The sequence below is a fragment of the Pseudovibrio sp. M1P-2-3 genome (assembly GCF_031501865.1).
GTDB classification, from domain to species: Bacteria; Pseudomonadota; Alphaproteobacteria; order Rhizobiales; family Stappiaceae; genus Pseudovibrio; species Pseudovibrio corallicola.
Genome location: NZ_JARRCW010000001.1, coordinates 3,368,430 through 3,382,696 on the forward strand (window position 1 = coordinate 3,368,430; position 14,267 = coordinate 3,382,696).

Here is a 14,267-nt window from a genome sequence, read left to right on the forward strand (position 1 = left end):
GCGAATTATAACCAACATCCCTTTTGGTCCCTCCAAAGAAAGACCTCATCCTGTGGAACTGGCAGTTTAGGGATAACATGAGTCTTATGCCCTTCCAGCAGTCCCCTTAGAACACGTAGGACACCTCCATGGGAGACAACAACCAACGGTCTGGATTGTGTAACAAGCCAACTTTGTATTCTTAGTGAAAGCAATTCATAGCTCTCCCCTTCAGGATGAACAAATCCCCACTTGTCTTCTCTGCGGGCAGCTCCATACTGAGGCATAAGCTCATCCACCTCGGGCAAAGTTTTACCTTCCATTACCCCAAAGGTGATCTCTTTCAATCTCTCGTCTTGTACATAGTCCTCACGTGCTAAACCAAGTTCTTCACGTAAAAGCTCCATACTCTCACGAGTACGTGCCATTGGAGAGCTAACGAAATTCAGGCTTTCAGTGCTGATACCTACATTTTTGAGATAAGCCCTCAAGACACGACCGTTACGCCTTGCCTGCTCGCGCCCCCGATTATTTAGCGGAATATCCTGTTGGCCTTGCAGTCGTCCTTCAGCGTTCCAGTCTGTTTCGCCATGACGAATAAAAAATATTGGCGTCGGCGCCATTTTTGCTGCGGGAGTGATGCTCTCATTCGTGATGGTCTGGTCTTTAACTGCCATTGCTCTCGCTTAATTTCCCTAAAGAGGCAATAGATGCCTCCCTACCGCCATATTTTTAATAATCTACATTCCCCGGGACAAAAATGCGACACAAAAAAGACGCCCCTAAAAGGGGCGCCCCAGCAATTATAGATTTGATAGATATTTTAGTCTTTAACGACTGAAATATCTGGAGCATCTACCGCCTTCATACCAACAACATGATACCCGCTATCAACGTGGTGGTTTTCTCCAGTCACTGAACGACTAAGGTCTGAAAGAAGATAAAGAGCGGAGTTTCCGACATCATCAATGCTTACTGTCTCGCGAAGAGGTGCGTTGTACTCGTTCCACTTCAAAATATAGCGGAAGTCACCAATTCCAGAAGCTGCCAGTGTTTTAATTGGGCCCGCGGAGATAGAGTTCACACGGATTTTCTTTGGCCCAAGATCCACAGCAAGGTACTTCACAGAAGCTTCTAAAGCAGCTTTGGCAACACCCATAACATTATAATTTGGCATTACCTTTTCTGCCCCATAATAGGACAGAGTAACCATCGACCCACCATCGGTCATCAGTTTCTCAGCCCGCCGGGCAACCGCTGCCAGAGAATAGCAAGAGATATTCAAAGACTTATTAAAGTTCTCTTCGCTCGTATCTACATAGCGCCCGACCAGTTCGTCTTTATCAGCAAAAGCAATTGCATGAACCAAGAAGTCAATCTTGCCCCACTTTTCTTCAACTGCCTTAAAAACAGCGTCGATGGATTCCCCATCTGTCACATCGCAGTGGCCGGCTACAAAACCATCCAGCTGGTCAGCCAATGGCTCCACGCGTTTCTTCAACGCTTCGCCTTGATAAGTGAGTGCAATTTCGGCTCCAGCATTGTGCAGAGCCTTGGCGATACCCCAAGCGATAGAACGGTTATTGGCAAGCCCCATAATAAGACCGCGCTTACCCTCCATTAACCCTTTCGCTTCTGCCATATTTTTCTCCTGAATAAGTCCTGCTTGATCAGCAGTGCAGTTTTGAAAAATCCTATTGCATACTGTTCACGGTTCATCAAGGTATAGGAGTCCGCAAATGAACACAGAGCTCCGTTGCTTGGCAGCCTCAAGCGTGAGCATACAGGGCAGACAATGTAAGAAAGAAGACAGCCAAATGACCTCTAAACTCCCTCTGGAAACCTTCCAGAAACTACTTGGAGAAAAGAATGTTCTGCTGAATGAAGCAGACAAAGCACCCTACCTTGTGGAGTGGCGGGATAAATTCAAAGGCAGCACACCAATGGTCCTCCGGCCAGGAAGTACTCATGAAGTCAGTGAGGCTTTGAAACTGGCAAATAAGGAGGGTCTAAAAATTGTACCACAAGGAGGCAACACAGGCCTTGTTGGCGGACAAACCCCAAAATTCTGCGGATCAGAGCTGGTTCTTTCCCTATCCCGACTCAATAAAATCCGTTCTATAGATCCAGATGGATATACAGTTACTGTGGATGCCGGAGTAACTCTGCAGGCTCTTCACGATGCTGTTGAACAGCACGACAGACTGTTTCCACTAACCCTTGGCTCACAGGGGTCCTGCCAAATTGGAGGGAACATTTCTACGAATGCTGGAGGGACCGCGGTTCTTTCATACGGCAATACCCGGGACCTTGTTTTGGGGTTAGAAGTCGTTCTTGCAAACGGGGAAATCTGGGAGGGGCTGCGTACCTTACGAAAGGACAATACTGGTTACGATTTGAAACAATTATTCATTGGATCAGAAGGTACTCTCGGGGTCATCACTGCTGCCACATTGAAATTATTCCCTAGGCCCATATCGACCGAGGTCGCTCTTTGCGCAATGGATTCGCCCGCCGCTGCGCTCCAATTATTTACGCTTGCCCGTTCCCAAGCCGGTTCCATGCTGACTGGGTTTGAAATTATGCCCCAAACAGGCCTTCAATTTGCGATAAAGCACTTGGAAGGCGCTCGCTCACCATTTACGCAAGAGCATAACTGGTACGTCCTGCTGGAGCTTTCCGCAGGCTCCAAGACAATTGATCTTTCAAGCGCTACAGAAAACTTGTTCTCCCAAGCTTTCGACCTGAATATTTTATCTGACGCCGTACTTGCCCAAAATAGCACTCAAGCCCAGAGTTTTTGGAGATTACGTCATGGCATGTCAGAGGTACAAAAACATGAAGGCGGATCAATCAAACATGATGTCTCCGTACCTGTAGCAAAAATTCCAGAGTTCCTTGAAGAAGCGATTGCAGCAGTTAAATCTTATATTCCCGATGCTCGCCCGGTTCCCTTCGGCCACATGGGAGATGGCAACATTCACTTCAACATTTCCCAACCAGCAGGGGCTGACAAAGCGGAGTTTCTCTCCCAATGGGATAAAGTGAATGAAATTGTTCATGGCATAGTAATCAAGTACAACGGCTCCATCTCAGCAGAACATGGCATTGGACGTCTGAAACGCGACCTTCTACCAAAAGTAAAAAGTACCGTTGAAATGAACCTGATGCATACAATAAAATCTGCCTTGGATCCTAAGAATACGCTTAACCCAGATAGGGTCCTGTCCGCTGATCGACTATGATTTAAAAAAGATCGAGTTGCTGCGGATTTTCTGATCTCTCTTGCTTTTTTGTTTTTCCTGTTTGTTTGCTCGTGGAATTCAAGACTGTTTGCCCTTCTGCTTTTTGAAGCTTTACGGGCTCTATTAATTCAGGCAGGTCAAGGGCACGGTTATTCACTTGCTGTGATACAGGAACAGCTTGCAAGGTGCTGGCATCTGCGGGTTTCAAATAGTGAACGGCATGGCGGGACAGTACGTCATCGGTATTCAGCCATGCCTCGAAATCTCTCCTTTCAATAAGAGCAGGCATTCTATGGTGAATTGACTTGAGATCATCGTTGGACTGAACAGTTAAAAGCGCTGCTGTGTCAATATCTCCCCCGTCAGGATGGCTCCAAGTTTCCCAAAGACCGGCTACAGCCAAAGACTCACCCGACTGACTGCTAATATAATATGGTTGTTTTTTTGAACCCTCAGACTTCCACTCGTAGAAACCTGTCAGAGGAATAAGACAGCGGCGATGCTTCATAGCGTTTTTAAAGCTAGGCTTTTCCAATACCGTCTCGGCACGGGCATTTATAAGCAATGTAAAACTTGCAGGGTCCTTCACCCAAGACGGCACCAGTCCCCACCGAGCCAGCGCGAAATGCCTACCCCCATGCTCATTTTTCACGAGACCAATGGGCTGTGTTGGGCAGATGTTGTAGCGCGGGGGAAAATTTGGCTGCTCGATATACTCAAAAAGCCTACGAACATCCTCTGGGGATGCAGTCAAAGTGTATCTTCCACACATACAACGACCCTTTTTAACTTCATCGTTTGGCAATGTCTCACCAGTAGGTTAAGCATAAATAATCATAATAGTATTGGAGGAATGAATGAACAGCATGCTCTCACAGCTTGGCCTTGGCACTTTAAATGCCGAGAGACTTGAGAGAGCCAATATTCATCCTCAAACAGGTCTTGCCACAGATTACCTCAATCACTTTAATGAGGTTGTGATGCTTCTGGAAATGCTGCCAGATTTACCTGATTGTGTGGAAGACGTTCTGGAATGGCAGCCTAGGAACTATGTAGAGCATTTTGAAAACTCATCCTTTTCAGAAAAATCACTAGCAATTAATGCGTACCATGCATCCCCCGCCGAGTTGCGCGAGGCATTGCAAACAGCTGTCACAAAGGTAGACAGGAAAGTCGCCGATTTACAGGGGCTACTCACCAAAGAAAACATGCCTCTTGAAGAGCGTCTGAGGCGCGTTGCGCACGAAACCGTCGGGACTGTGCGCCCACTTATTAACAAAGTAGGCTCAATCATCCATGGTCACATTCTTGGGTTAGGTGAACAAGATAATACCAAAGCTACTCAGGAAGCTGTCGACGCTTTGTTTGTGTAAGCGCAACGACTACTCCCAGTGTCAAAAAATAAGTTCTTACTTAGGCTTTGAGTTTTCCTTGATAGTGTTTTCTATGAAAACCGACTTGGCCTGCGCATACTCATTCATATCCTCCCACTCCTGACAGGCAAGCTGCTGCTTAAGCCGCTGGTAATTGTTCCGAATCTCCTCGCTCTCACGTAAAGCACTGCGAAAGATTAGATAACGATCAATTTCAATTGATCGCTGGGAGAAAAAATGGATGTGGACATCCCTCATCTGCGAACGAAACATACGGTGTTCATCGTGGTCTGGCTCCCGTACCCGCAAACTATAGCCGCACTCCAGCATAATTTGGAGATACTCGTTTTCCTCGGCGGTATTTTCCAGAACTACAAGAATATCGACTATAGGCTTTGCCATTAACTTTGGCACTGCGGTGGAGCCAATATGCTCAATTTGGATAACCTTAGTACCAAGAGCCCGCATTATAACGGCAGCGTGATACTGGAAGGTATTCACCCACAATGGGTTGTAGGGAACAAGAATAACTGGCCGCTTTTCCTTAGCGCCAATCAGTCCGGTCCTTTTATCTAATGGCTGTTTCATCGTCCAATTTTCATATTTAATGCAGCTAGAACCCACTCTAATTAATACCTCTGGCATATTTTGAGGAAAATAAATGTTTCTCAACTATCAGTAGAGCCGATAAGTTATATTTCGCAGTGAATAGAAAACTAACCTGAGGTTACCCAAAAAATGGGACAAAAACGGCTAATATCTGTTCTCATAGGTTGTACTTTTCTTTTTGTCGCAAACAGCCAAAATTTAAGCTTTGGGCAAACACCCGAACCTGCGCAACAAGAGCAACAGAAGGACCGTAGTCAACAAGAAGCAGAAGAACTGCGTCTTCAGTCTCCTCCCTATGAAAAACAAGTGATGCGACTGGCAGAAATTATGGGCGGCCTGCACTACTTACGGCCTCTATGTGGCCACGACGAGAAGTACGAATGGAGTGGGCGGATGCAAGCGTTCCTTGATTCTGAAGTCAATAATGAGCTCCGCCGTCGCCGCTTTGTAGAACGTTTTAACCAAGGCTACCGCGGCTTTTCATCTGTCTACAGAAGGTGTACAGCTTCCGCACAGGAATCCTCCAGACGCTATGCCTCAGAAGGCGTGAGAATCACGCAAGATGTGATTGTGAAATATAGCCGAGATTAGTGCTTTATAAGTAGTTTCCACAGATTATCCGTGAATAACGTTTTAATAAGACCTAAGAACGAGAGCTGTTAACCATAGTTTACAGAAACTCTGGACGACTTTTTCTCTTCCATTTTCTCCACTTTTCCCCTGCTCAGAGCCTTGCTACCGTCAGATTTAAGTCAGTGAGTCGCCCCGACGGAATTGGTCATAGGTGTAATTCACTCGCCAACAGGACAGTAACTTGGGAACATGTTGAGCCTATGATTAAAGAACAGAGCACTTGCGTAATGGTTGATGCCAATGGAAATGAAGTAGAGGTAAGTGATGCCGAAATTAGAAGGCTAGCACTCAGCTTCATTCAAGAGGCATGGGAAGAGGGAACATCTCATGGTATTGACTCCACGGCGATGGCGCATGCTGCACTTTTTAATGCGATGATGGATCTAGTTTCCCATTTTGGAGAAAGTGCTGTTTCACAATTTGCGGAAGAAATCCCTATGAGAGTGGAACGAGGAGATTATTCAATCGAACGCAATCTCCATTAGTGCACTAGCTGTCCCTTAGGCTCTGAAATTTCAGATCAGTGTTTATGGCCTACACTAAACTCCTCATGTCAATTTGATGTGTGCAGAAAGCCTTTCGTTTCTGGAGATTAATCATAGATACGACTAGAGTGCTCTTCTGCATTTACTAAATTATTTTGGAGCCCTTCATGTATTTCCGTCTGCTAGCTATGGGACTTTTGGTCATTACTGCTCCAGTCCAAGCAAGTACCAAAGTGGTTGGGACTGAAACAATTCGCATTACCAAGCCTCAGCCCGATGGTATTCCGCAAATTGAAGGGGCCTTTCCTGTTGACACTTCTGGTGAACAAACAAAACGCCCTGCAGCCGAAGATGCAGGAGTTAACCTAACACCCATTTCTGCACTCGAAGAAATACCAAGAGCCGTACAGGAGACACGAAATCGTCTTCTGGACATTGCCCGTAGTGGTAAAATTGAAAATTTGCGCCCCCTTTTAACGGAGCATAGTACACTTCTCAATTACGAAGAAATCAGCGACCCAATCGCCTACCTACGCGAAAACTCTGGAGATGGACAAGGCTTCGAAACTCTTGCAATCCTGCAAGACATATTAGAAGCGGAAGGAACGCTGCTTCATGCAGGGCAAGAGAATGAAGCTTATGTCTGGCCCTATTTCTCGCAGGTTTCACTCAATGAGCTATCGGCGAAAGAGATGGTGTCTCTTTTGCGTGTTATAACCTCCTCTGAGTACTATGAGATGCTGGATTATGGCGCATGGACATTTTTCCGCTTGGGAATCGCTCCGGATGGGACACTGCTCTATTTTGTCGCCGGAGACTAACTCTTGACGCCCCTCTTGAAATAAATGTCTGTTCAAAACAATATTGAGCCTCAAGGTTATGTATTGGCGTTGATTGCAGCTTAGAGTATCAGCCAAAGTCACCTGTATGATGCCCTCTTCCACTCAACGCTCAGGAGATTGAATATGTCTTTCAAATTCGCCCAATTAAGTGAGCGAGGTGTACTCAAAGTTGAAGGGCCAGATGCTCGGGTTTTTCTGCAAAATATCATAACATCCGACCTAGATACATTAGAAGTAGGAAAGTCCGCGTATTCGGCACTTCTGACACCTCAAGGCAAGGTTCTCTGGGATTTTTTCATTTATGCAGAGGAAGAGGATAGCTTTCTACTGGAACTGCCTATTGGCGAACTTCCTGAGTTCCAGAAGCGTCTGGTATTTTATCGGCTACGAGCAAAAGTTGAAATTCTTGACATCTCGAACGAGAAGACAGTGATAGTTGGCTGGGGAGAGAGCCTACCAGATGGATATCAATTGGATCCACGGCTCCCCGCCCTTGGAATAAGGTTTCTCGCCTCCTCCCAGAAACCGGAGGAAATTTTCTCCAAAACTCTACCGAAGTCACAAGAACAATGGAATGAGCACCGCATTGCATTGGGCGTTCCTGAAAGCGGCTTGGACTTTTCTCTTGGAGACGTTTTCCCACACGATGTGGATATGGACTGCCTTAACGGCATATCCTTCCAGAAGGGGTGCTTCATAGGTCAGGAAGTGGTTTCGCGAATGAAACACAGAGGCACAGCCAGAAAGCGCATCATTCAAGTAAAGGCGCCAGATACATTACCCGAAACTGACACCCCAATCGAAATTGATGGAAAGCCAGCGGGAACCCTGTCTTCCTCCTTTGGCAAAACCGGCCTCGCAATGCTGCGTCTGGATCGAGTCAAAACCGGCATTGATGCAGGCCATACTCTAACTGCGGCCGGCATAACCTTGGAGCCCCAAATTCCACAATGGGCAAATTTCGACTGGCCTTAATCGCAAACGACAAGAGCACAAAACAGCGGTGGAAGATAAAATGAGTTCCGGTCAAAAACGAGCATGGCAGCGAATGTTATCGGGCCGAAGACTGGACCTTCTGGAGCCATCTGCTCTTGATATTGAAATCGAAGACATCGCCCATGGCTTGGCCCGTGTTGCCCGTTGGAATGGACAAACAGTAGGCGCGCATGCCTTCTCTGTTGCTCAGCACAGTATTATCGTGGAGCAAATTCTGTGTTTTCTCAAGCCAGACATTGAAAATAACTGGAGACTAGCCGCACTCCTACATGATGCGCCTGAGTATGTTATCGGTGACATGATTTCTCCCTTTAAAACTGTTTTGGGAGAAAGCTATAAAGGCGTGGAGGAGCGCATACACTCAGCGGTCCACCAAAGGTTTAGCTTACCCCACCCTCTACCAATGAAGATAAGTAAACTTATAAAAAGAGCTGATATAATCAGTGCCTACTTTGAAGCACTCTACCTTGCCGGGTTTTCCAAAGCCGAAGCAGACACGTACTTCGGCACCCCAAAAGACCTGACGAGTCAGCAAGTTCAGTTTATACGAGACGGTATTGTTCCGCTGTCAACAATGGATGCACAAGCGCTTTTTCTAAAACACGTCTCACAGGTTTTCGAACAAACAATACTCCGGAAATATCGCTAAATGCCCACACTCGTCGTTTGCCCACTTTCCAGCCTTGAAACAACTATTCAGTCCCACAATATCAAGCGAGTTGTGTCTTTGATCTCGCCAATCCAAAAAGTGGTGCGCCCTTCGGGCATCGCCAGTAAAGATCACCTGCCCCTCCACTTCAATGACATTACAGAGGAACGGGAGGGCTATGTCAGCCCCAATTCATCACATATTGCTGAATTGCTGAGCTTTATGGAAAACAATAGTGAGACTGAGTCAATTCTACTGCACTGCTGGTTTGGAATTAGTCGCTCCCCTGCCGCTGCATTTATTCTCGCTTGTGCTTTAAATCCTGCCAAATCTGAAGAACATCATGCCAAGCAGCTGCGCTCATGTGCACCCACCGCTACTCCCAATGCTCTCATGGTTTCTCACGCGGACAAGCTGCTTCAAAGAGACGGGCGTATGTCAAAGGCAATTGCAGGAATAGGAAGAGGTGCCGAAGCTTCCTGTGGAACCTCCTTCATATATCCAGTGTATTGACTTAGAACACTAATACTCATTTATAAACACATAGAAAAAGAGAGGGAAGTTTACTCAATGACGCATCAAGACGCCATGATCGAGATTGGTCTGAATGCCGTCATCGTCTCCGTGGTAAATGCAACGCCATATGTTCTGACAGTTCCTAAGGAAAGTACTCAGAATGTTAAAGGCCTACCCTCTGGCCCCTTTAATCCACTTCAACATAGAACATTCGAAATTGGCCTGAGAGAGTTTGTTGAAGAGCAGACAGCTTTGCGCCTTGGTCATGTAGAGCAATTATACACCTTCGGGGATCGAGGCAGACACATGACTTACTCTCCAAATAAACCTCATATGGTATCTGTTGGCTACCTGGCCCTGACGCGACAAACCCCAGAATCAGACAGGATTCTTTTTGCTCAAGGCGCGCGCTGGCGGTCATGGTATGATTTCTTTCCATGGGAGGATTGGCGCAATGGAGCCCCATCTCAGGTTGAAAACAATTTGGTTCCGCAGGTAAAAACGTTCTACGAACGAAAGTCTCAAGTTTCCTCTAGAAGCCGTATACCTAAACTTGGGGCCAATGAGCAGTTTTCCCTCGCCTTTGGATCAGCTCCAGAAAACTGGGATGAAGAAAGGGTTCTGGATCGCTATGAATTAATGTACGGAGCAGGCCTTGTTACCGAGTCAAAGCGGGACGGCCGTTTACCGGAAAATGATAGCAGTGCTCCTCTCGTATTTGGAGAGGACCTCATCATTGACCATCGCCGCATGCTGGCAACCGCAGTTTCACGGTTGCGCGCAAAACTTAAGTACAGGCCAGTCGTCTTCGAACTCATGCCCTCGGAGTTTACCTTAACGGACCTACAGCGTACAGTTGAGGCAATTTCAGGCCATCATCTTCACAAGCAGAACTTCAGGCGCCTTGTTGAATCTGCACAAATTGTGGAGCCCATAGGAAAAACATCTACAACAACGGGTGGAAGGCCGGCGGCTATGTACCGCTTTCGACGGGAAATATTGAAAGAAAGGCCTTCATTGGGACTGCGAGTTGGGCGCTCTTAGTCTTTATTCACCCCTTTCTATAGTTTAAAAAGCACTCTTTTAATCATATCCATGTTGAGTTTAACACTCTGTCAAGGTTAATAGATCAACTTTGACAGGTTCCTTACGTATTTGGAAAAGTGTTTAGTATGGTTAATAGGGATATGTAACAGCATGGCTATTGGACAAAGGTTGCGCCTGCTGGTTGTCGATATTATGCCAAGTTTTCGTATTCAGCTTTTTCTGGAACACAGTCTCTTTTCAGTGTGTCTGGCTGGAATTGGCATATTCGTCAGCGCCCTACCAGTTTCCCTGCAAGATATTCCAGCAATATCTGATGAATACGATTATTCCAAACCGCGGTGGATGCAAATAATAGAAGCCCCTCTGGGGGGACTTTCCTACGATTTGACAGAGCTAACTCCTCAATCCAAGCCGGGTGCTCCACCTAAAAAGCAAGCTCAAAGTTTTGAAGATAAAAGCGGCAGCTTCTCCACTGCACGTATCAGTCAAAATAACATGGAATTAACCTCTGCTGTCAAAACAACTAGCCTTATCCGCCCAGCTCTGAGGGTGGCACCTACCAGCACTGATGACGCGTCTGCTAACAGGACAAACTCTACTGTAATTCCGAAAGCGAAACTAAGGGCTTCAAACCAACCGACTACCACAACGACCGATTTAATTAGTGCTTATGCCCCTAGCCCAAAGAACTTGAATGACGCTCCATTCAATGCTCTGTTAAATAGTAGTGCACTCGGTGCTCTGAACGAGATTCCCACACCCAAAGCCAATATGGTCAAGCTTTCTAAAAGTAACCCTCACTGGTGGTACCACAGCAAGCTTCCCCAAAGCGTCCACAAGAAGAAACAGCAGCAATGTTTGGCCGAGGCAATTTACTTTGAAGCTCAAGGAGAGCCCTATCGCGGCCAAGTCGCTGTTGCCCAAGTCGTCCTAAACAGAGTTAAAAACCCAACGTATCCCAATACGGTTTGTGATGTCGTCTATCAAAACCAGCACAAGCGAAATGCCTGCCAGTTCTCCTTTGCCTGCGATGGCAAGGCAGAGACGGTTATAAAGGGAAGAGCGTGGAACCGGGCCAAGGATATCGCTTGGAAGGCAGCAGAGCAAAACTTGGGTATGGATGTCATCGGTGCCTCAACACATTACCATGCAACATATGTGCGTCCCAATTGGGCTGGTTCAATGCAACGCCTTTACCGCGTCGGCCAGCATATTTTTTATAAGACCTACGGTGGAGGTTGGAGCTAACCCTCTCTCTCAACAGTAGTAATTTGTAATTCAAGACTTCATCTGCACCATCAAACGATCACCCTCTCGCTTGGAAGTTAAAGTGAGTGGGTGAACTCGCAAATATGGTCAGCACATGGAGGCCTAATCAACCTCGACAACTAACCTGCCGCGGATTTTCCCTTGCAAAATTGCTGCTGCTTTTTCTGGAACCTCATCCAGCTGACAGCTTTCAGACAAACTATCGAGCTTATGTAAATCCAGATCACAAACAAGCCTCTCATAAGCTTGCTCGCGCAAGTGCATTGGCGCATGAACACTGTCAACGCCCAAAAGAGCTACAGAGCGAAGAATGAACGGCAGCATTGACGCCTCCAAGCCATATCCTTGCGCAATGCCACAGGCAGCTACAGCTCCACCGTAGTTGGCGCGGGAAATCAAGTTTGCTAGAGTATGGCTGCCCGCAACATCAACAGCACCAGCCCAACTTTCTTTCTGGAACGGCTCTCCAGCAAGCCCTATCTCCGAGCGATTTCGAACCTCGTTGGCTCCAAGACCTTTCAAAAATTCTGTTTCATTTTCCCGACCTGTAAAAGCAATCGTATGGTAACCCAACTTTGAAAGGATGCTCAAAGCCACAGTACCCACACCGCCGGAAGCTCCGGAAACCGCAACTGGACCTTTGTCAGGACTGATTCCATACTGTTCGAGTGCGAGTACACACAGCATTGCAGTATAACCAGCAGTCCCAATTGCTGCAGCACGCCTTGCCGAAATTTCTGCAGGACGGCGAACCAACCAATTACTATTGACCCTTGCATAAGACGCATACCCTCCTGTGTGTACCTCACTCAGGCCATAGCCATTCAAAATCACAGGATCGCCCTCAGAGAACTTTGGGGATGAACTTTGAGCAACCTCACCAATGACATCTATTCCAGGGATCATCGGAAACCTGCGAATAATCGCGGGGTTATTAGATAATGCCATACCATCTTTATAGTTCACTGTAGTATGGGTGACTTTGACAAGTACATCACCCGCGGAAAGGTCATCAACACGAGTGCTTTTCCAAGTAGCAGGCATAATTTTACCACTGCTTTCATCCTTTGTAATCCAAAGAGCTTTAAACTGTTCCACAACTTACTTCCTTACGCGGGCACTTACAAAAAGACTATTTCCAAGTCATTCAACACATATTACTGACTTCATCTCACTTACATACAAAGGTAAAAATAATCGTCCATTAAGAACAAGCAGTATAAATGGGATTAGCCCCCAACTACCGGTGTCTCAGCAAGCCATTGTCTATTTTGAAGAATTTACTTTTCAAGTTGGTATGCTTGAGTTTCTTAGAATTATTGGCACAAGATTTCTTTTGATTTCCACTTCTAGACCTTATATATGCACTAGTTGAGCATAAGGCGGCAAAGGCCGCAATTTTTATTAGTCTCCTTATACTCATTTTGAGCATAAGGAAGACAGAACTACAGGTTGCCAAAGGAGCGACGCATGACTGCCACACTTGAAAAGGCCACGACATTGCAGAATGGTGTGCCAACGCCGCCGCTTACTGCAAAAGAGCGGTTTGGTGTTCTGCCACGCCCTGATCTTTCGTACACTGAAGAAGTGGCTCGAGAAACAGCACCTATCTATGAGAAGCTAAAGGATTTTATTCCCGCAATTGAGTGGCCTGCGTTAGCTCCTTACATGTATGCAATCAACAAACTAAAGAAGCAGCGTAACGCTGTTATTCTCGCTCATAACTATATGACTCCTGATATTTTCCATGGGGTTGCAGATATTGTTGGTGACAGCTTACAGCTGGCTAAGGAAGCACAAAAAACTGATGCAGAAGTGATCGTGCAATGCGGCGTTCATTTTATGGCAGAGACTTCTAAAATTCTCAGTCCAGAAAAAACTGTACTCATACCCGACATGGATGCAGGGTGTTCTCTTGCAGAATCCATTACAGGAGCAGATGTACGAAAGCTACGGGAAGAAAACCCGGGCATTCCAATCATCACCTATGTCAACACGTCAGCGGATGTAAAAGCCGAGTGTGATATCTGCTGCACCTCTTCCAACGCCGTTCAAGTAGTTGAAGCTATGGGGACAGATAGAGTTTTCCTTGTCCCTGACCAGTACCTTGCTGCAAATGTTGGGCGCCAAACCGACGTGGAGGTTCTTACCTACGCCGGTTCCTGTGAAGTCCACGAGCGCTTCACCGCAGAAGAGCTGCGCGATTACCGGAAAGTTGATCCTGATGTAAAAATCATAGCTCACCCAGAATGCCCCCCGGAGGTAGTTGACGAGGCTGATTTTGCAGGTTCAACAGCCCATATGATCAACTGGGTTAAGGAAAAGCGCCCTAAGAAAGTCATGATGATTACCGAGTGCTCCATGGCGGACAACGTTGCCTCGGAAACGCCGGACGTCAATTTCATTAAACCTTGCAACCTATGTCCGCATATGAAGAGGATTACATTGAACAAGATTCTCGACAGCCTATTAGATATGTCCGGTGAGGTTATTGTTGATGAAAGCATTGCCGAGCGTGCGCGCGCATCTGTTGAGCGCATGATCAACCTCAAAACAAACTAATATATTTTCAGGTTACGCAGACTGATTAGTTCAGTATAGTCAGTCTGCCATCGCCATCTGGT

Annotated in this window: 16 protein-coding genes; 11 read left to right on the top strand and 5 right to left on the bottom strand. The window is 46.5% G+C overall.

Translation table 11 applies throughout. The features are described 5' to 3' along the window. Window positions 1-5: 5 nt before the first annotated feature. A complete protein-coding gene (locus tag P6574_RS14735; RefSeq protein ID WP_310621026.1) occupies window positions 6-656 on the bottom strand; it encodes a histidine phosphatase family protein in 651 nt (216 codons plus the stop codon). Between the two features lie 146 nt (window positions 657-802). Next, window positions 803-1,621, bottom strand: a complete 819-nt coding sequence (gene fabI / locus P6574_RS14740; RefSeq protein ID WP_310621027.1) for an enoyl-ACP reductase FabI — start codon at window positions 1,619-1,621, stop codon at window positions 803-805. Window positions 1,622-1,796: 175 nt separating this feature from the next. Here fabI and P6574_RS14745 point away from each other — a divergent pair, with 175 nt between their 5' ends. Then, window positions 1,797-3,224: an FAD-binding oxidoreductase gene (locus P6574_RS14745; protein ID WP_310621028.1), complete on the top strand. Its 1,428-nt coding sequence runs from the start codon at window positions 1,797-1,799 to the stop codon at window positions 3,222-3,224. Between the two features lies 1 nt (window position 3,225). Here the strand turns inward: P6574_RS14745 and P6574_RS14750 are convergent, their stop codons facing one another. Continuing rightward, complete coding sequence (locus tag P6574_RS14750) at window positions 3,226-3,996, bottom strand: SOS response-associated peptidase (protein WP_310621029.1); 771 nt, start codon at window positions 3,994-3,996, stop codon at window positions 3,226-3,228. Between the two features lie 85 nt (window positions 3,997-4,081). On the opposite strand from P6574_RS14750, the gene P6574_RS14755 reads away from it, so the two are divergent. Next, window positions 4,082-4,597, top strand: coding sequence for a hypothetical protein (locus P6574_RS14755; protein WP_310621030.1), 516 nt, complete (start codon window positions 4,082-4,084; stop codon window positions 4,595-4,597). Window positions 4,598-4,633: 36 nt separating this feature from the next. On the opposite strand, the gene P6574_RS14760 is transcribed toward P6574_RS14755, so the two are convergent. Further along, the gene (locus P6574_RS14760; RefSeq protein ID WP_310621031.1) at window positions 4,634-5,185 is read right to left on the bottom strand and encodes a GrpB family protein; all 552 of its coding nucleotides are present in this window, start codon (window positions 5,183-5,185) and stop codon (window positions 4,634-4,636) included. A gap of 150 nt (window positions 5,186-5,335) precedes the next feature. Here P6574_RS14760 and P6574_RS14765 point away from each other — a divergent pair, with 150 nt between their 5' ends. The 8 genes from P6574_RS14765 to P6574_RS14800 all read left to right on the top strand — a co-directional run bounded on the left by P6574_RS14765 (window position 5,336) and on the right by P6574_RS14800 (window position 11,622). Then, the gene (locus P6574_RS14765) at window positions 5,336-5,797 is read left to right on the top strand and encodes a TIGR02301 family protein (RefSeq protein WP_310621032.1); all 462 of its coding nucleotides are present in this window, start codon (window positions 5,336-5,338) and stop codon (window positions 5,795-5,797) included. Between the two features lie 242 nt (window positions 5,798-6,039). After that, window positions 6,040-6,324: a hypothetical protein gene (locus tag P6574_RS14770; RefSeq protein WP_310621033.1), complete on the top strand. Its 285-nt coding sequence runs from the start codon at window positions 6,040-6,042 to the stop codon at window positions 6,322-6,324. Window positions 6,325-6,491: 167 nt separating this feature from the next. Then, on the top strand, window positions 6,492-7,145 hold the full coding sequence (locus tag P6574_RS14775; protein ID WP_310621034.1) for a hypothetical protein: 654 nt from the start codon (window positions 6,492-6,494) through the stop codon (window positions 7,143-7,145). 144 nt (window positions 7,146-7,289) lie between these two features. Continuing rightward, window positions 7,290-8,141 (top strand): CAF17-like 4Fe-4S cluster assembly/insertion protein YgfZ, encoded by an 852-nt coding sequence (gene ygfZ, locus P6574_RS14780; protein ID WP_310621035.1) that lies wholly within the window; start codon window positions 7,290-7,292, stop codon window positions 8,139-8,141. A gap of 40 nt (window positions 8,142-8,181) precedes the next feature. Continuing rightward, a complete protein-coding gene (locus P6574_RS14785) occupies window positions 8,182-8,811 on the top strand; it encodes an HD family hydrolase (RefSeq protein ID WP_310621036.1) in 630 nt (209 codons plus the stop codon). Then, on the top strand, window positions 8,812-9,324 hold the full coding sequence (locus P6574_RS14790) for a tyrosine phosphatase family protein (protein ID WP_310621037.1): 513 nt from the start codon (window positions 8,812-8,814) through the stop codon (window positions 9,322-9,324). It abuts the gene before it with no gap. 57 nt (window positions 9,325-9,381) lie between these two features. Beyond that, window positions 9,382-10,371: an NUDIX hydrolase gene (locus P6574_RS14795; RefSeq protein WP_310621038.1), complete on the top strand. Its 990-nt coding sequence runs from the start codon at window positions 9,382-9,384 to the stop codon at window positions 10,369-10,371. Window positions 10,372-10,524: 153 nt separating this feature from the next. Then, window positions 10,525-11,622: a cell wall hydrolase gene (locus P6574_RS14800; protein ID WP_310621039.1), complete on the top strand. Its 1,098-nt coding sequence runs from the start codon at window positions 10,525-10,527 to the stop codon at window positions 11,620-11,622. 123 nt (window positions 11,623-11,745) lie between these two features. On the opposite strand, the gene P6574_RS14805 is transcribed toward P6574_RS14800, so the two are convergent. Further along, window positions 11,746-12,741: an MDR family oxidoreductase gene (locus P6574_RS14805; protein WP_310621040.1), complete on the bottom strand. Its 996-nt coding sequence runs from the start codon at window positions 12,739-12,741 to the stop codon at window positions 11,746-11,748. Window positions 12,742-13,113: 372 nt separating this feature from the next. Here P6574_RS14805 and nadA point away from each other — a divergent pair, with 372 nt between their 5' ends. Further along, window positions 13,114-14,205: a quinolinate synthase NadA gene (gene nadA / locus P6574_RS14810; RefSeq protein ID WP_310621041.1), complete on the top strand. Its 1,092-nt coding sequence runs from the start codon at window positions 13,114-13,116 to the stop codon at window positions 14,203-14,205. Window positions 14,206-14,267 lie beyond the last annotated feature (62 nt).